Here is a 16,581-nt window from a genome sequence, read left to right as displayed (position 1 = left end):
CACATTCGACCGGACATTTCGGTCGGCACCAGGGGAGGACGACATGCCCGCGACCGGTCCCCACCGCAGAGCCCGCGCCGCCACCGCCGCGCTGCGCACGGCACCGTGGTGGACGTCCGTGCTCCTCGGACTCGTCTGCCTGCTGCTCGGCCTGCTGCTCACGACGAGACCGCTGACCTCACTGTCCGCGCTGGGCCTGCTCATCGGCCTGGCCGCGATCACCGCCGGCACCGCCGACCTGCTCGCCGCGTACCGCTCCCACGCCGGGGCGGTGGCGACCGCCACCGCCCTCGCCTGGATCGGGTTCGGCATCGCCGTCCTCGCCTGGCTCGGCCGGGCCCTGGATCTGCTCGCCCCCGCCGTCGCGCTCGCCCTCGTCGTCGGCGGCGCCCTGCGTCTGGTCCGCGCCGCCCGCGGCGACCTCGACGAGCGACTCACCACCGCAGTCCTCGGCCTCGCCGACATCGTGTTCGGTGTCCTCGCCTGGCGCTGGCCCGACGTCACGGTCCTCGTCGTCGCCTTCCTGTTCGGCATCCGCACCGTGTTCTTCGGCCTCGCCCGCATCGGCGACGGACTCGCCGCCCTCGACGACCGCACCCCCGGACCCACCCCGACGGCGCCCCGCCGCACCCCGGCCCGGTACCGGCGACCGGCCGTGGCGGTTCTCGCGCTGCTCGTGGCCGTCGCCGCAGCCGGCGTGGCGGTCCGCCTGCGCGCCGGCTCCCCCGTCGTCGACGCGTTCTACACCGCACCGCACCGGATGCCCGATCATCCCGGCGCGCTTCTGCGCGCCGAACCGTTCACCCGCGCCGTCCCCGACGGCGCCGAGGCCTGGCGCATCCTCTACACCACCACCCGCGACGACGACCAGCCCGCCGTGGCCAGCGCCCTGGTCGTGGTCGCGAAGAACGCCCCGCCCGGACCTCGACCGGTGATCGCCTGGGCCCACGGGACCACCGGTTTCGCCGAACCCTGTGCGCCCACCCTCCTCGACGACCCGCTCGGCGCCGGCGCCCTGCCCGCCGAGTCCGCGCTCCTCGACCGCGGTTGGGCCCTGGTGGCCACCGACTACGTCGGCCTGGGCACCGCAGGCCCGCACCCGTACCTGATCGGGCAGGGCGAAGGACGCTCGGTGCTCGACGCTGTGCGTGCGGCCCACCACCTCCACCACCTCGACCTCGACCTCGCCGACCGCACCGTCGTCTGGGGGCACTCCCAGGGCGGGCACGCGGCCCTGTGGGCGGGGCTGCTCGCCCCCACCTACGCCCCGGACACACCCGTCGCCGGGATCGCCGCGATGGCCCCCGCCAGCGACACCGTCGCGCTGACCACCGGACTCGACACCGTTCCCGGCGGCAGCGTGTTCGCCTCGTACGTCCTCGCCGCCTACACCGCGGTCTACGACGACGTCGACGGCGACACCTACGTCGGGCCCGCCGCCCGCACCCTCGTGCGCGAGATGGCGACAAGGTGCCTGTCCGAACCCGCCGTCTACGTCTCGGTCCTGTCGGCACTCTCGCTCAGTCGCGACCGGTCCGTGCTGCGCACCGACCCCACCACCGGACCCCTCGGCCGCCGCCTCGCGGAGAACGTCCCCACCGGCACGACGGCCGTGCCCGTCCTGCTCGCGCAGGGCGCCACCGATTCCCTCGTCACCGCCGCCGTGCAGGACGGCTACGTGCGCGACCGCTGCGCCGAGAACTGGGCCCTGGACTACCGCAGCTATCCCGGCCGGGACCACCTCGGGCTCGTCGCCGAGGACTCCCCGCTCGTACCCGAACTACTCACCTGGACCGAACAGCGTCTCGCCGGCATCGCCGCCCCCGGCACCTGCCCCGGGCGCTGACGCGCCGGACGCTCGGCCGCGGCTACTCGGCGCCGCGCATCGCGCGGCACGACCGGATGTCCGTCGCCAGGATCGCCCGCGCCCCGATCTCGGCGAGCCGATCCATCACCGCGTTGTGGCCCTTGCGCGGCACCATCGCCCGCACCGCCACCGACGAGTCGTCGGCGAGCGGTGAGATCGTCGGCGACTCCAGACCCGGAGTGATCTGCACCGCCTCGTCGAGAACCGGCTTGGGGCAGTCGTAGTCGAGCATCACGTACTGCTGCGCGAACACCACGCCCTCGATGCGGGCGACGAGCTGATTGCGCGCCGAATCGCCGCGGCTCGCGCCCTCCTGCTCGATCAGCACACCCTCCGAGTCGCACAGCGACTCCCCGAACGCCACCAGATCGTGCTGGCGCAGCGTCCGGCCGGAGCCGACGACGTCGGCGATCGCGTCGGCCACCCCCAGCTGAATGGAGATCTCCACCGCGCCGTCGAGGCGGATGACCGTCGCCTCGATCCCCCGCGCCGTCAGATCACGGCGGACCAGGTTGGGGTACGACGTCGCGATCCGCAGGCCGGCGAGGTCCTCGATCTTCCAGTCCCGGCCCTTCGGCGCCGCGTAGCGGAAGGAGGAGTACCCGAACCCCAGAGCGAGCCGCTCGGTGACCGGCGCCGCCGAATCCAGCGCCAGGTCACGGCCAGTGATGCCCAGATCGAGCTCGCCGGAACCGACGTAGATGGCGATGTCCTTCGGGCGCAGGAAGAAGAACTCGACGTCGTTGACCGGGTCGATAACGGTCAGGTCGCGCGAGTCGGTGCGGCGCCGGTATCCGGCCTCGCGCAGGATTTCGGCGGCGGACTCGGACAGCGAGCCCTTGTTCGGAACTGCGACGCGCAGCATGGACGGTCCTTTCGGCAACGGTGCGAAGAGCAGGGAAGGAACAGGCGGAAGGTCTCGAGGGCACGACGGCCGGCCCCGGGGCGGCTGCCCGACGGCGAGCCGTCACAGATGCCCGACGGCGAGCCGTCACAGATGCCCGACGGCGAGCCGTCACAGATGCTTGTAGACGTCCTCGAGCTTCAGACCCCGCCCGACCATCAGCACCTGCACCCAGTACAGCAACTGCGAAATCTCCTCCGCCAGCTGCTCGTCGCTCTGGTACTCGGCGGCGATCCACACCTCGCCGGCCTCCTCGATCACCTTCTTGCCCTGCGCATGGACGCCGGCGTCCAGGGCGGCAACGGTGCCGGACCCCTCGGGACGGGTGACGGCACGCTCGGACAGCTCGGCGAACAGGGAATCGAAGGTCTTCACGGGGGTTCATTGTTTCATGACCGCAGCGTGCTCCCGCACCCAGTGCCGCGACCGCCCCGGGCGCCCGGCCCGGACCGTCAGAACTCGAGGGCGAGGCCGCTGTCGAACCGGCGGCGCCGCCCGGTGCGCGGATCGTCGAACTCGACGGTCCGCGCCAGCAACCGCAGCGGATCCGAGAAATCGTCCGGCGCGCGGCGCCGGAACCGCGGATAGAAGTTGTCACCGACGATCGGCGCCCCCAGCGAGCTCAGGTGCAGCCGCAGCTGATGGGTGCGCCCGGTCCGCGGATGCAGCCGGTATCGGGCCAGGTCCCCGCGCCGGTCGAGCAGCTCGATCCGCGTCTCGGAGTTCGGCTCGCCGGGCTCCTCCACGGCCGTGAGCTCGCCGTGCCGCTTACGGATCCGGCTGCGCACCGTGCGGGGGAACTCGAGTCCCGGCCGGTACGGGGCGATCGCCTCGTACACCTTGCGCACCCGCTGCCGCTCGAACAGCTGCTGGTACGGCCCCCGCAATCCCGGATCGGTGGTGCACAGCAGCACGCCCGCCGTCATCCGGTCCAGACGGTGCACCGGAACCAGGTCCGGCAGCCCGAGTTCCCGGCGCAGCCGCACCACCACCGTCTCCCGGATGTGCGCGCCCCGCGGGATCGTCGCCAGGAAGTGCGGCTTGTCCACGACGAGGAGCCCCTCGTCGCGGTGCAGGACCGTCACCGGGAACGGCACCGGCACCTCCGGCGGCGGCTCCCGGTAGAAGTACACGAACCGGCCCGGCTGGTACCGGGTCTGCGCGGTCACCGGCCGGCCGTGCTCGTCGACGAGCTCACCGGCCGCGACGTGGCGGTGCCAGTCCTCGCCGGGCTCGGCGCCGCGCAGGAACCCGAGGATCGTGGGGGCGGGATCGGTGACGGGCAGCCGCAGCCGGTCCGGTCCGAGACCGTCGCGTACCGGCAGCGGCGACGCAGCCACCGTCAGGGCCCGACCGGGTCCGGCACGCACGCCTCGCACACCAGGCTCAGCTCCCGGCCGTTGACGTCCGGGTGGTTGCGGTAGCGCGAGGTCGGCGCCCGGCACAGCGTGCACCGGCCCAACACCGCCGCCGCGTCCGAGAACTCGACGTTCGTGCGGCCGTCGAAGACGTACAGCGAACCCTCCCACAGCCCGTCGTCGCCGAACGTCTCCCCGTACCGGACGATGCCGCCGTCGAGCTGATACACCTGCTCGAACCCGCGGTTGCGCATCAACGCGGACAGCACCTCGCAGCGCACCCCGCCCGTGCAGTAGGTCACCACCGGACGTGACTTGAGGTGGTCGTAGCGGCCGCTGTCGAGCACCGACACGAACTCGCGCGTGGTCCCCACATCCGGCACGACCGCCCCGCGGAACCGGCCGATCTCCGCCTCGAACGCGTTGCGCCCGTCGAAGAACACCACCTCGTCGCCGCGCTCGCCGATCAGCTCGTGCAGCCCGTGCGGCGACAGGTGCACCCCACCGCCGACCACCCCGTGCTCGTCGACCTTCAGCTCGTGCGGCGCCCCGAAGGTCACGATCTCCGGCCGTACCCGCACCGACAGGCGCGGAAAATCCCGCCCGGTGCCGTCCGACCACTTGATGTCGGCGTCGGCGAACGGCGCGTACGCGCGGGTGCCGCGCACGTACCGCTTGACGTCGGCGATGTCGCCCCCGACGGTGGCGTTGATGCCGTGCTCGGAGATCACAATGCGACCGGTGAGATCGTTCGACGCCGCCAGGGTGTGCTGCCACAAGCGGATCGCCTCCGGATCGGCCAGCGGCGTGAACCGGTAGAACAACACGATCTTCGGGATCGCCACCTCAGCACGCCCCCGGCAGGTGCAGCGCGTGCAGGTCCGCGACGGTCAGCCCGTCCAGGGTCTCGCGGAACACCCGCCGCGGCGAGGTCGGCACCTCCGTCAGCGACGGCACCACCAGCACCGTGCAGCCCGCGGCCTCCGCCGCCGCCGCCCCGGTGGGCGAGTCCTCCACCGCCAGGCACTGCGCCGGCTCGAGCCCCAGCAGCTGCGCCGCCCGCAGGTACGGAGCCGGATCCGGCTTGCCGGCCGGCACCTCGTCGCCGCACACCGAATGGTCGAAGTGCTCGCGCCCGAGCGTGTCCAGGGCGAACTCGCACAACGTCCGGTCGGTGTTGGTCACCAGCGCCGACCCGAGCCCGGCGGCGCGCACGGCCCCCAGCGTCCGACGCGCCCCGGGCCGCCACGGCAGCCCCTGCGCGAACAGCTCCCCCATGCGCCCGTACAGCCACGCCTTCGCCGCGGCCAGGGCGTCGGGATCCGGTTCGAGATCCAGCGACGCGAACACCGTCCGCAACGCGAACGCGCTCGACGCCCCGATCGTCGCCCGCCGTGTCTCGTCCGCCATCGGCCCGCCCAGGCGCAGCGACAGCTCCCGGATCCCGATGTCCCACAGCGTTTCCGATTCGAGCAGGGTGCCGTCCATGTCCCACAGGACGGCCCGCAGCGTCGACGTGGTCACCGCACTAGACATTGAAGTACTTCGCCTCCGGGTGATGCAGGACGAACGCGTCGGTGGACTGCTCCGGATGCAGCTGCAGCTCCTCCGACAGCTCCACCCCGATCCGGCCCGGTTCGAGCAGCTCGACCAGCTTGACGCGGTCCTCGAGATTCGGGCACGCCCCGTACCCGAACGCGAACCGCGCCCCGCGGTAGCCGAGCTTGAAGAACTCGGCCACGTCCGCCGGATCCTCCTCGGCCAGGGTGTGGCCGCCGGCGAGCACCAGCTCCTCCCGGACCCGCCGGTGCCAGTACTCGGCCAGCGCCTCGGTCAGCTGCACACCGATGCCGTGCACCTCCAGATAGTCCCGGTAGGAGTTCGACGCGAACAACTCGTTCGCGAAGTCCGCGATCGGCTGCCCCATCGTCACCAGCTGGAACGGCAGCACGTCCACCTGCCCCTCGGCCCGCGCATCCGCCCGCGACCGCACGAAGTCGGCGATGCACAGGAACCGGCCGCGCTGCTGCCGCGGATACGTGAACCGGTAGCGCTCGGCGGCATCCGGATGCGGCTCCGCCAGCACCACCACGTCGTCGCCCTCCGACACCGCCGGGAAGTACCCGTACACCACCGCAGCGTGCGCCAGGATCCCCTCGGTGGACAGCCGGTCCAGCCAGTACCGCAGCCGCGGCCGGCCCTCGGTCTCCACCAGCTCCTCGTAGGTGGGCCCGTCCCCGGTGCGCTGCCCGCGCAGCCCCCACTGCCCCAGGAACAGCGCCCGCTCGTCGATCAGGCCGGCGTAGTCGGCCAGCGCCACCCCCTTGACCACCCGGGTGCCCCAGAACGGCGGGGTGGGCACCTCGAGGTCGGCGGCCACATCGGAGCGCTCCGGGACCTCGACCGGCGTCTCGGCGGCCTTGCGCTTCTCCGCGATCCGCCGCGACCGCTCGTGCCGGGCCTTGCGCTCGGCGGCCTTCTCCCGCGCCGCGATCGCCTCCGGGCTGTCCGCCGCCGGGCCCTCGCCGCGCTTGACGGCCATGACCCGGTCCATCAGATGCAGGCCCTCGAACGCATCACGCGCGTAGGACACCTGCCCCTCGTAGATCTCGGCCAGGTCGTTCTCCACGTAGGAGCGGGTCAGCGCGGCACCCCCGAGCAGCACCGGGAACCGCTCCGCCACCCCGCGATGGTTGAGCTCTTCGAGGTTCTCCTTCATCACCACGGTCGACTTCACCAACAGCCCGGACATGCCGATCACGTCGGCGTTCTTGTCCACCGCCGCGTCCAGGATCGTCGCGATCGGCTGCTTGATGCCGAGGTTGACCACCTCGTAGCCGTTGTTGCTCAAGATGATGTCGACGAGGTTCTTGCCGATGTCGTGCACGTCGCCCTTGACGGTGGCCAGCACGATCCGGCCCTTGCCCTCGTCGCCGGTGGACTCCATGTGCGGCTCGAGATGCGCGACCGCCGCCTTCATCACCTCGGCGGACTGCAACACGAACGGCAGCTGCATCTGCCCCGAGCCGAACAGCTCCCCGACCGTCTTCATCCCCGACAGCAGCGTGTCGTTGATGATCGCCAACGGTGGGGTCGTCTGCATCGCCTCGTCCAGATCCGCCTCGAGCCCGTTGCGCTCGCCGTCGACGATCCGCCGCTCGAGCCGCTCGAACAGCGGCAGCGCGGCCAGCTCCTGCGCGCGGGACTCCCGCGACGACGCCGCCGACACCCCCTCGAACAGCGCCATCAGCTTCTGCAGCGGGTCGTAGCCCTCGCGCCGCCGGTCGTACACCAGATCCAGCGCCGTCTCGCGCTGCTCGTCCGGGATCCGCGCCATCGGCAGGATCTTCGACGCGTGCACGATCGCCGTGTCCAGCCCCGCCTGCACACACTCGTGCAGGAACACCGAGTTCAGCACCTGCCGCGCCGCGGGGTTCAGGCCGAACGACACATTCGAGATGCCCAGGGTGAAGTGCACCCGCGGATGCCGCCGCTTGATCTCGCGGATCGCCTCGATCGTCTCGATGGCGTCCCGGCGGACCTCCTCCTGACCGGTGGAGATCGGGAACGTCAGGGCGTCGACGATGATGTCCTCCTCGCCGAGCCCCCACCTGCCGGTCAGATCCGCGATCAGCCGCTCGGCGATGCGCACCTTGTGCTCGGCGGTGCGGGCCTGGCCCTCCTCGTCGATGGTCAACGCCACCACCGCGGCGCCGTGCTCGACGACGTGCTCCATGATCCGCTCGAACCGCGAACCGGGGCCGTCGCCGTCCTCGTAGTTCACCGAGTTCACCGCGCACCGGCCCCCGAGATGCTCGAGGCCGGCCCGGATCACGTCCGGCTCCGTCGAGTCGATCATGATCGGCAACGTCGACGCCGTCGCCAGCCGGCCCGCCAGGTCCGCCATGTCGACGGCGCCGTCGCGGCCCACGTAGTCCACGTTCAGATCCAGCAGGTGCGCGCCGTCGCGGATCTGGTCCTTCGCGATGTCCAGGCACTTCTGGTGGTCCCCGGCGAGCATCGCCTCCCGGAACGCCTTCGACCCGTTCGAATTGGTGCGCTCCCCGATCATCAGGATCGACGAGTCCTGCTCGAACGGCACCGCCGAGTACAGCGACGACACGCCCGGCTCCGGCCGGGGGCCGCGCTCGGCGCGCTCGGTCGCGTGCACCGCCTCGGCGACCTGCCGGATGTGCTCGGGGGTGGTGCCGCAGCAGCCGCCGACCAGCGCCAGACCGAACTCGGCGACGAATCCGCTCAGCGCCTCCGCCAGCTCTTCCGGCGTCAACGGGTACTCGGCGCCGTTCGCTCCCAGCACCGGCAGGCCCGCGTTCGGCATCACCGACACCGGCAACCGGGCGTGCTTGGACAGATGCCGCAGGTGCTCGCTCATCTCCTCCGGGCCGGTCGCACAGTTCAGCCCGATCAGATCGATGCCCAGGGGTTCGAGCGCCGTCAGGGCCGCCCCGATCTCGCTGCCGAGCAGCATCGTGCCGGTCGTCTCCATCGTCACGTGGGTGACGATCGGGATGCGCCGGCCCGCCCGCTCCATCGCGCGGCGGCTGCCGACGATCGCGGCCTTCGCCTGCAGCAGGTCCTGACAGGTTTCGACGAGGATGGCGTCGGCGCCGCCGTCGAGCATGCCCAGCGCCGACTCGGTGTAGGCGTCGCGCAGCGTGGCGAACGGGGCGTGACCGAGGGTGGGCAGCTTCGTGCCCGGACCCATCGAGCCGAGCACGAACCGGCCCATGCCGTCCGGGCCGGGACCCATCTCGTCGGCCACCTCCCGGGCCAGGCGGGCGCCGCGTTCGGACAGGTCACGGATGCGATCGGCGATGTCGTAGTCGGCGAGATTGGGCAGGTTGCAGCCGAAGGTGTTGGTGGAGACGGCATCCGCCCCGGCCTCGAAGTACGCCCGGTGGATCCCCCGGATGACGTCGGGCCGGGAGTCGTTGAGAATCTCGTTGCACCCCTCGAGGCCGCGGAAGTCGTCCAGACTCAGATCCGCGGCCTGCAACATCGTGCCCATCGCCCCGTCTCCCACGACAACGCGCTGCGAAAGCGCATCGAGCAAGGCAGAGTGCAATGGGGTGGACATGCGTTCCAGACTAGTGGGCGGCCCGTCCGGCTCTCGCCGTAGGCTGGACAGGTGAGTGCAAGCGAGTTCGCCGAGACCCCGGAACCGGACGTGCCGACCCTGCGTGACCCGGTGCTGGTCGCCGCGTTCGAAGGGTGGAACGACGCCGGGGACGCGGCCAGCGGCGCCGTCGAACACCTCGAGCTCATCTGGGACGCCGAACCGTTCGCCGAACTGGACTCCGAGGACTACTACGACTACCAGGTCAACCGCCCCATGGTGCGTCTCGTCGACGGCGTCACCCGCGAGATCGAATGGCCCGCCACCCGCCTGTCGGTGTGCTCACCCCCCGGCAGCGACCGCGACGTGGTGCTGCTGCGCGGCATCGAACCCAACATGCGCTGGCGCAGCTTCTGCGACGCCATCATCGAGCTCGCCGACGAGATCGGCGTGCACACCGTCGTCATCCTCGGCGCCCTGCTCGCCGACACCCCGCACACCCGGCCCGTCCCCGTCACCGGCACCGCCTACAGCACCGACGCCGCCAAACGCTTCAACCTGGAAGGCTCCCGGTACGAGGGCCCCACCGGCATCGCCGGGGTCCTGCAGGACGCGTGTGTCCGCGCCGGCGTGCCCGCCGTGTCGTTCTGGGCCGCCGTCCCCCACTACGTGTCGCAACCCCCCAACCCCAAGGCCACCGTCGCGCTGCTGCGCCGTGTCGAGGACGTCCTCGACCTCGAGGTGCCTCTCGGCGAACTGCCGATCCTCGCCGAGGAGTGGGAACAGACCGTCACCGCGATGACGGAGGACGACGAGGAGATCGCCGAATACGTGCGGGCCCTCGAGGAACGCGGCGACGCCGAATCCGACATCTCCGACGTCATCGCCAAGATCGACGGCGACGCCCTCGCCGCCGAATTCGAACGCTACCTGCGGCGACGGGGCCCCGGCGGCTTCACCCAGTGAGCGCGGCACGCGCTTCGCTGCAGCGTGCCGCCCTCTACGCCGGAGGATTCCTCGGACCCTTCGGCGGTGGAGTCGTGGCGTCCGTGCTGCCGGAGATCGGCGCGGCCACCGGCGTGAGCGCCGGCGCGGCCGCGAGCACGCTCACCGCGTACCTCGGGCCGTTCGCGCTGACCATGCTCGTCTCCGGCACCCTCGGGGCACGGTGGGGACGGGTCCGCACCGTCCGCACGGCGTACATCGCGTACACCTGCGCGTCGCTGGCGTCCGCGCTCGCCCCCACCCTCGGGCTGCTGCTCGCGTCCCGCGCGTTGCAGGGCGTGGCCAACGCCTTCACCACCCCGCTGCTGCTCGCCGCGCTCGCCGCGATCGTGCCGCGGGCGCGGCTGGGCCGCGCCCTGGGCCTGTTCGGGGCGATGCAGGCCGCCGGGCAGACCTCGGCCCCGCTCGTCGGGGGCCTGGCCGCCGAGGTCGACTGGCGGTGGGCGTTCGTCGTGATCGCCGCCGCCGCCGCCGTCCTCGCCGTGATCGGGCTGCCCGAACAGCTGACCGCCCCCACCGGAGAGCCGCCGCCGCGGCTGCGCGACGCGCTGCGCCCCGACGTGTTGCGCATCGGTGTCGTCGCACTGCTCGGCTGGGGCGCCCTCGGCGGCCTGAACTTCCTGCTCGCCTTCCGCGCCGAGGACGTCTTCGGCCTGACCCCCACCCAGCGGGGCCTGCTCCTGACCGGATTCGGGGTCGCCGGCATCCTCACCGCCCGCCGCGTCGGCACCCTCATCGACCGCATCGGCGCCCGCCGCACCGTCCTGCTCGGCGCACTCGCCGGCGCCGCCCTCGTCGTCGTCGCCGGCACCGCCGGACTGCTGTGGCTGGTCGCGGCCGCCTGGTTCGTCGCCGGCATCGCCTCGCAGTGCGTGCTCGTCGGTGTCAACGCCGCGGTCCTCGGCTCCCGGGGCCGCAACCGCGGCGGCGCCGTCTCCGTGGTGCAGGCCTTCCGGTTCTCCGGCGGCGCCGTCGCCCCGCTGGCGCTGACGCCGCTCTATGCCGCGGCGCCGGTCGCGAGCTTCGTCGTGCCCGCCCTCGTGCTCGCCGTCGTCGCCCCGCTGGCGATGCCACGCCGCGACACCGCCCCCGGCTGACACCCCCACCCCGGCGGCGGTGAGCACTTCCTGACCGCCGCGTAACCCCGGTGCCGCCGATCCGTCACCGCCCCCGGCAACCCTGGACGCATGACCCCAACCGCGTCGCACCCCCACGGCCCGCGCCGACGGCTGCTCGTCGTCGGCAACGGCATGGCCGGCGCCCGCACCGTCGAGGAGATCCTCGCGCGCGGCGGCCGGGACCAGTTCGAGATCACGATGATCGGCGACGAGCCGTACGGCAACTACAACCGGATCATGCTCTCCCACGTGCTGGCCGGCCAGGCCGACGTCGACGACGCCGAACTCGTCCTCAACCCCATGAGCTGGTACCGGGAGAACGGAGTCACTCTCCACGCCGGCGACCGCGCGACCCACCTCGACCGGTTCGGCAAGGTCGTCACGTGCGAATCCGGCCGGCAGGTCCCCTACGACCTGCTCGTCGTCGCGACCGGGTCGAACACCTTCTTCCCCAACATGGACGGCCTGCGCGAACCCGACGGCCGGCTCGGCCGCGGCGTCTTCGGCTTCCGCACCCTCGCCGACACCAACGGCATGCTGCAGATGGCCGACGCCCACGACGACGTCCGCGCCGTCGTCGTCGGCGGCGGCCTGCTCGGCCTCGAAGCCGCCTACGGGCTGCGCACCCAGGGCCTGACCGTCGCCGTGGTGCACTCGCCCACCCACCTGATGAACCAGCAACTCGACGAACGCGGCGGCCGGGTGCTGCGCACCGAGATCGAGAAGCTCGGCATCACCGTCCACACCGGTACCCGCACCACCGCCGTCCTGCGCGACGACCACAGCCGGGTCACCGGCGTGCAGTTCGCCGACGGCACCGTCGTCGACACCGACATGGTCGTGGTCACCGCCGGCATCCGCCCCAACACCGAATTCGCCCGTGCCGGCGGCATCGTCGTCGAACGCGGCATCGTCGTCGACGACCAGATGCGCTGCGAAGAGGAGTCGAGCATCTACGCCGTCGGCGAGTGCGCCCAGCACCGCGGCGAGGTGTACGGCCTCGTCGCCCCGGTATGGGAGCAGGCGGTCGTCCTCGCCGAGCACCTCACCGGTGCGAATGCGCACGCCGCCTACCAGGGATCCCGCACCAGCACCAAGCTCAAGGTCGCCGGCATCGACGTCGCCTCGATGGGGGTCAAGGAACCCGAGCACGAGGACGACGAGTTCGTCCAGTTCTACGATCCGCGCAGCGGCATCTACAAGAGCATCGTCGTGCGCGACGGCCGGCTCGTCGGCGCGATGCTGCTCGGCGACGTGAGCAAGGCCGCCACCCTCGCCCAGGCCTTCGACGGCAAGCTCGAGATCCCGGCGGACCGCGCGGCGCTGCTGTTCGACCTCGGCGACCCGCAGGGCGCCGACGTCGCCGCAGACCTGCCGGACGAGACCCAGGTGTGCAACTGCAACGGCGTCAGCAAGGGCGACATCGTCGCGTGCGTCCACGACGGCGCCGACACCCTCGTGCAGGTGTGCGCCCGCACCCGCGCCGGGAAGGGCTGCGGCTCGTGCAAGGGCCTGGTCGCCGACATCGTCGCCTGCGCCGCCGGCGGCGCCCTCGCCGAGGACCCCGCCGCGAACTGGTACGTGCCGTGCATCCCGCTCGCCAAACCGGACCTGATCGCCGAGATCCGCCGCCGCGACCTGCGCGCGGTCTCCCAGGTCTTCGCCGAACTCGCCACCGGCGGTCGCGAGGATGCCACTGCCAAGATGCCGCTCGCGTCGCTGCTGCGTACCGTGTGGGGCCCCGACTGGGTCGACGAACGGGGTGCGCTGTTCATCAACGACCGTGTCCATGCCAACATCCAGCGCGACGGCACCTTCTCCGTGGTGCCGCAGATGAAGGGCGGGGTCACCACCCCGGACCAGCTGCGCCGCATCGCCGACGTCGCCGACAAGTACGGCGTGCCCATGGTCAAGGTCACCGGCGGCCAACGCATCGACCTGCTCGGCATCCGCAAGGAGGACCTGCCCAAGGTGTGGGCCGACCTGGACATGCCCTCCGGATACGCCTACGGCAAGAGCTTCCGCACCGTCAAGACCTGTGTCGGCAGCGACTTCTGCCGGTTCGGTCTCGGCGACTCGACCGCCCTCGGCATCGCACTCGAGGAGCGCTTCCAGGGGCTCGAGACACCCGCCAAGCTGAAACTCGCCGTGGCCGGATGCCCCCGCAACTGCTCGGAGGCGCTGTGCAAGGACTTCGGCGTCGTCGCGGTCGGCGACGGCCGCTGGGAGATCTACGTCGGCGGCGCCGCCGGCGCCCACGTCCGCAAGGGCGACCTGCTCGCCACCGTCGGCTCCGGCGAAGAAGTCCTCGCCCTCGCCGGCCGGTTCATCCAGCACTACCGCGAGAACGCCAAGTGGCTCGAACGTACCTACGACTTCGTGCCCCGCATCGGCATCGACCGGCTCCAGGCACTGCTGGTCCGAGACGAGGAGGACATCGTGACCGGACTCGACGAACGCATCGGCACGGCCGTGGCGGGATACCGGGACCCCTGGCTCGAACGGACCACCCCGAAGTCGCCGGCGCAGTTCAGCCCCGCGCTGCCGTTGCTCCCGCTGCCGCAGGTGCCGGTCCGATGACCACGACCGAAAGCCGGACCACCGCAATGGAGTACGCGGTCGGCGCGTTGACCGACCTGACCCCGGGCGAAGGCCGCACGTACACGGTGGGCGGACGGCAGATCGCCGTGTTCCTGCTCGGCGACGGCGCCGTCCGAGCCCTGGACGCGGTGTGCCCGCACCGGGGCGGACCGCTCGCCGACGGACAGATCGACGACGACCTCGTCGTATGCCCCCTACACCAGTACGCGTTCGTGTTCGACACCGGCCGATGCACCGCGCCCGGCATCGACCCGGTCCGCACCTACCCGGCGCGCGTGCACGACGGGCGGATCGTCGTCACCGTCGGGTGAGCGAGGGGTGGCCGTCGCGCCACCAGCAGAACACGTACAGCGTCAGAGCCGCGACGAGGGCGGTGACCACCCACATGGTCACCGCCACGTCGACCCACGACCCGATCGGCGGTGAGCCCGGCAGGATGCCCCGCAGCGGCACCACCGCGAACAGCATCGCCGCCATCCACGCCAGCATGTCGGTCTCCACCGCGCGGCGCCGCCGGAACGTCTGTACCGCGACGAACGCGGCCAGGACCGCGAGGACAACCATCATCAGCAGCAGGATCGCCGCGTACACGAGAGTGCCTCCGGTGCGCGTGAACACCACCTCGGTGCCGTCGACGCCATCGGGAAAGCCGAGCTCCGGAGCGGCGACGACGGTCCCCTGGTCGATCGCCCACCCGTCGATGCGGCCGTCGATCAACACGTCCGACGGCACCGGTTCTCGCTCCGACCCCTCCCCCACATCGGCCTCCACGACGACCGGCGTGACATCGAAGGTGTCGAACGGCCAGCGGATCGCCTGGCCGCGCGCAAGCAGTTCCACCGGGTAGCCGACGGGCACGGAATGGGCCGGGAAGAACAACTCCGACTGTGAGACGGCCGGCACGAGCAACACACTCAGCGGCACGGCGAGCGTGGCCCCGTTCGCATCGAGAAACGAGTCCCCGGGATAGATGGTGACCTCCGCATGCACCCGGTCGACCGTCGGCTGCAGCGACTTCATCGTCACCACCACGAGCACCGAGTCGGCATCGACGTCCACCGGCCGCCATTCCCGCGACTCGTGCGTGCTCACCCCGAACAGGACGAGTACGCCCAGGTATGCGGCCGTCACCGCCGCCCCGAGCGACACCAGCAGAGTCCGGCGAGACGGGCGATTCGGACGTGGCGCAGGCATTCCCGGACTGTAGCCCGCTGGGCCGCCGCCGCCGCGTTTGTTCTTGGCGTATTTGGGTGCGGTTTTGTCGTGAAGTGAGGGTGATTTCGGTATTTTTTTTATTTCCGTCAGACTCAGAATATGGATACTACAAAGCGCCAGTCGAGAGCAGGACCCCTCGACTCACCCCAGCCGGCGGCCCGACCCCCTCCTCACGCGTCCGTTCCGCCGTTCCGTCTCCCCCGATCGAATCGGGTTGCCCTCCGGATCAAGATGTCGTGGTGGGGTGCGTGTCGCGGTCTCCTCCCCTGGCCGGGTCGGCCGGATGGCGGTGTGTTCGTGAATTGAAGAGCTTCCGTGTCGTACCGATTACCTATTGTGAAGACATGACAGCATCCGCCCAGCCCACAGAACCGGTCGACAGCGCGCTGGGGCCCCGCCCGGAGCGCCCCATCGACATCTACCGTCGCTCGATCGCCGTGGTGGAAGCGTGTCTGCCCCTGGGCTGGACTGCCACGTCCGACCGCCCCCGCTCCCCTGCCGCCCCCGAGCGCATCCTCGTGACCGCACCCGACGGCGAGTCGGTGTCGTACGCCGTCATCGCGTCCCGCGGAGTGCTCAGCGGGGACGTCGCGCGCATCGCCGCCGAACTGTCCGAGTCCGACCGGGGATTCGTGTGCGCGCACTACCTTTCCGATCCGGTGCGGCGCCAGCTCGACCAGCACGGCATCTCGTACTCCGACGCGACCGGGAATCTCACGCTCGTCGCGTCCCGGCCGGCGATCTGGGTGCGCAACCGGGGCGCCGACGCCGACCCATGGCGCGGGCCCGGCCGTCCGTCGGGCGTGCTCACCGGTGAACCGTCCGAGCGAGTCGTCCGGGCACTTGCCGACTTCACCGGCGAGATGTCGGTGCCGGAACTGATCCGGCTGTCGGGCGCCTCCACCGGCGCCACCTACCGTGTCGTCGAGGTACTCGGGGAGCGGGAGCTGATCCGCCGCATTCCGCGCGGTCCGATCACCATGGTGCACTGGGAGAAGATGCTGCGAGCCTGGGCAGCGGACCGCAAACCCTGTACCACAAGGGGGTTCGCCGCACCGGACGGCGTCGGCACCGTACGGGCCGATCTCTCCGAACCGCTCGACCTGAGCTATGCGATCACCGGCCTCGGCGCCACCGACTACGCGGCCGCCGATCTTCTCGAGGTGTACGCCGACGACCCGGATGCGTTCGCCCAGGCACTCGGTCTGCGCCCCGTCGATCGCGGAGCCGACGTCGTGGTGGCCACGCCGTGGTCGTCGGTGGTGTTCGAGCGGATGCAGCGGCGCGACGGCCTGCGCTTCGCGGCACCGTCCCAGGTCTATGCAGACCTGCTGGCCGGACCGTTCCGCAACCTGAACGCCGCCGAACATCTACTGGCGGCGCTCACCGCCGACCAGAGCGCCTGGCGCCGACCCGTCGGTCGCACCTGACCGCGG

13 protein-coding genes are annotated in these 16,581 nt (G+C 71.5%); 6 read left to right on the top strand and 7 right to left on the bottom strand.

All coding sequences use genetic code 11. From position 1 onward, the window contains the following. Positions 1–43 precede the first annotated feature (43 nt). Positions 44–1,846 carry a lipase family protein gene (locus tag HFP48_RS14210; protein ID WP_168579660.1) on the top strand — a complete coding sequence of 601 codons (1,803 nt, stop codon included), beginning with the start codon at positions 44–46 and terminating at the stop codon, positions 1,844–1,846. Between the two features lie 22 nt (positions 1,847–1,868). On the opposite strand, the gene hisG is transcribed toward HFP48_RS14210, so the two are convergent. The 6 genes from hisG to metH form a co-directional block, all read right to left on the bottom strand. After that, positions 1,869–2,732 carry an ATP phosphoribosyltransferase gene (gene hisG / locus HFP48_RS14205; RefSeq protein WP_006931171.1) on the bottom strand — a complete coding sequence of 288 codons (864 nt, stop codon included), beginning with the start codon at positions 2,730–2,732 and terminating at the stop codon, positions 1,869–1,871. Positions 2,733–2,882: 150 nt separating this feature from the next. Next, positions 2,883–3,146, bottom strand: coding sequence for a phosphoribosyl-ATP diphosphatase (locus tag HFP48_RS14200; protein ID WP_003937712.1), 264 nt, complete (start codon positions 3,144–3,146; stop codon positions 2,883–2,885). Between the two features lie 77 nt (positions 3,147–3,223). Beyond that, entirely contained in the window at positions 3,224–4,111 is an 888-nt protein-coding gene (locus HFP48_RS14195) for a pseudouridine synthase (RefSeq protein WP_168580577.1), read from the bottom strand. A 2-nt stretch (positions 4,112–4,113) separates the two neighbouring features. Then, positions 4,114–4,974: a rhodanese-related sulfurtransferase gene (locus HFP48_RS14190; RefSeq protein ID WP_029543741.1), complete on the bottom strand. Its 861-nt coding sequence runs from the start codon at positions 4,972–4,974 to the stop codon at positions 4,114–4,116. A 1-nt stretch (position 4,975) separates the two neighbouring features. Then, positions 4,976–5,665, bottom strand: coding sequence for an HAD family phosphatase (locus HFP48_RS14185; RefSeq protein WP_044475593.1), 690 nt, complete (start codon positions 5,663–5,665; stop codon positions 4,976–4,978). Beyond that, the gene (gene metH, locus HFP48_RS14180) at positions 5,658–9,227 is read right to left on the bottom strand and encodes a methionine synthase (protein ID WP_029543737.1); all 3,570 of its coding nucleotides are present in this window, start codon (positions 9,225–9,227) and stop codon (positions 5,658–5,660) included. The genes HFP48_RS14185 and metH overlap by 8 nt, the downstream gene beginning before the upstream one ends. Before the next feature lie 51 nt (positions 9,228–9,278). Here metH and HFP48_RS14175 point away from each other — a divergent pair, with 51 nt between their 5' ends. The 4 genes from HFP48_RS14175 to HFP48_RS14160 all read left to right on the top strand — a co-directional run bounded on the left by HFP48_RS14175 (position 9,279) and on the right by HFP48_RS14160 (position 14,241). Further along, the gene (locus HFP48_RS14175; RefSeq protein WP_006931159.1) at positions 9,279–10,172 is read left to right on the top strand and encodes a PAC2 family protein; all 894 of its coding nucleotides are present in this window, start codon (positions 9,279–9,281) and stop codon (positions 10,170–10,172) included. Then, positions 10,169–11,308 carry an MFS transporter gene (locus HFP48_RS14170; protein ID WP_102800576.1) on the top strand — a complete coding sequence of 380 codons (1,140 nt, stop codon included), beginning with the start codon at positions 10,169–10,171 and terminating at the stop codon, positions 11,306–11,308. The genes HFP48_RS14175 and HFP48_RS14170 overlap by 4 nt, the downstream gene beginning before the upstream one ends. Before the next feature lie 90 nt (positions 11,309–11,398). Further along, a complete protein-coding gene (nirB, locus tag HFP48_RS14165; protein WP_168579659.1) occupies positions 11,399–13,909 on the top strand; it encodes a nitrite reductase large subunit NirB in 2,511 nt (836 codons plus the stop codon). Then, positions 13,906–14,241: a Rieske (2Fe-2S) protein gene (locus HFP48_RS14160; protein WP_006931155.1), complete on the top strand. Its 336-nt coding sequence runs from the start codon at positions 13,906–13,908 to the stop codon at positions 14,239–14,241. Before nirB ends, HFP48_RS14160 begins: the two co-directional genes overlap by 4 nt. Here HFP48_RS14160 and HFP48_RS14155 read toward each other — a convergent pair. Then, positions 14,228–15,124, bottom strand: a complete 897-nt coding sequence (locus tag HFP48_RS14155) for a DUF4436 family protein (protein WP_246872555.1) — start codon at positions 15,122–15,124, stop codon at positions 14,228–14,230. The two genes, HFP48_RS14160 and HFP48_RS14155, sit on opposite strands and share 14 nt — an antisense overlap. Positions 15,125–15,489: 365 nt before the next feature. On the opposite strand from HFP48_RS14155, the gene HFP48_RS14150 reads away from it, so the two are divergent. Then, positions 15,490–16,575 carry a hypothetical protein gene (locus HFP48_RS14150; protein ID WP_029543732.1) on the top strand — a complete coding sequence of 362 codons (1,086 nt, stop codon included), beginning with the start codon at positions 15,490–15,492 and terminating at the stop codon, positions 16,573–16,575. Positions 16,576–16,581: the final 6 nt, after the last annotated feature.

The organism is Rhodococcus sp. DMU1 (assembly GCF_012272955.1).
GTDB lineage: Bacteria > Actinomycetota > Actinomycetes > Mycobacteriales > Mycobacteriaceae > Rhodococcus > Rhodococcus aetherivorans.
The sequence above is the reverse complement of the archived record's forward strand: the minus strand, read 5'-3'. Positions and strand labels throughout refer to the sequence as shown.

Coding starts and splice junctions, on each gene's coding strand:
- HFP48_RS14150 (WP_029543732.1), top strand. CDS start 15,490: ATGACAGCATCCGCCCAGCCCACAGAACCGGTCGACAGCGCGCTGGGG.
- HFP48_RS14210 (WP_168579660.1), top strand. CDS start 44: ATGCCCGCGACCGGTCCCCACCGCAGAGCCCGCGCCGCCACCGCCGCG.
- HFP48_RS14185 (WP_044475593.1), bottom strand. CDS start 5,665: ATGTCTAGTGCGGTGACCACGTCGACGCTGCGGGCCGTCCTGTGGGAC.
- metH (WP_029543737.1), bottom strand. CDS start 9,227: ATGTCCACCCCATTGCACTCTGCCTTGCTCGATGCGCTTTCGCAGCGC.
- hisG (WP_006931171.1), bottom strand. CDS start 2,732: ATGCTGCGCGTCGCAGTTCCGAACAAGGGCTCGCTGTCCGAGTCCGCC.
- HFP48_RS14155 (WP_246872555.1), bottom strand. CDS start 15,124: ATGCCTGCGCCACGTCCGAATCGCCCGTCTCGCCGGACTCTGCTGGTG.
- nirB (WP_168579659.1), top strand. CDS start 11,399: ATGACCCCAACCGCGTCGCACCCCCACGGCCCGCGCCGACGGCTGCTC.
- HFP48_RS14160 (WP_006931155.1), top strand. CDS start 13,906: ATGACCACGACCGAAAGCCGGACCACCGCAATGGAGTACGCGGTCGGC.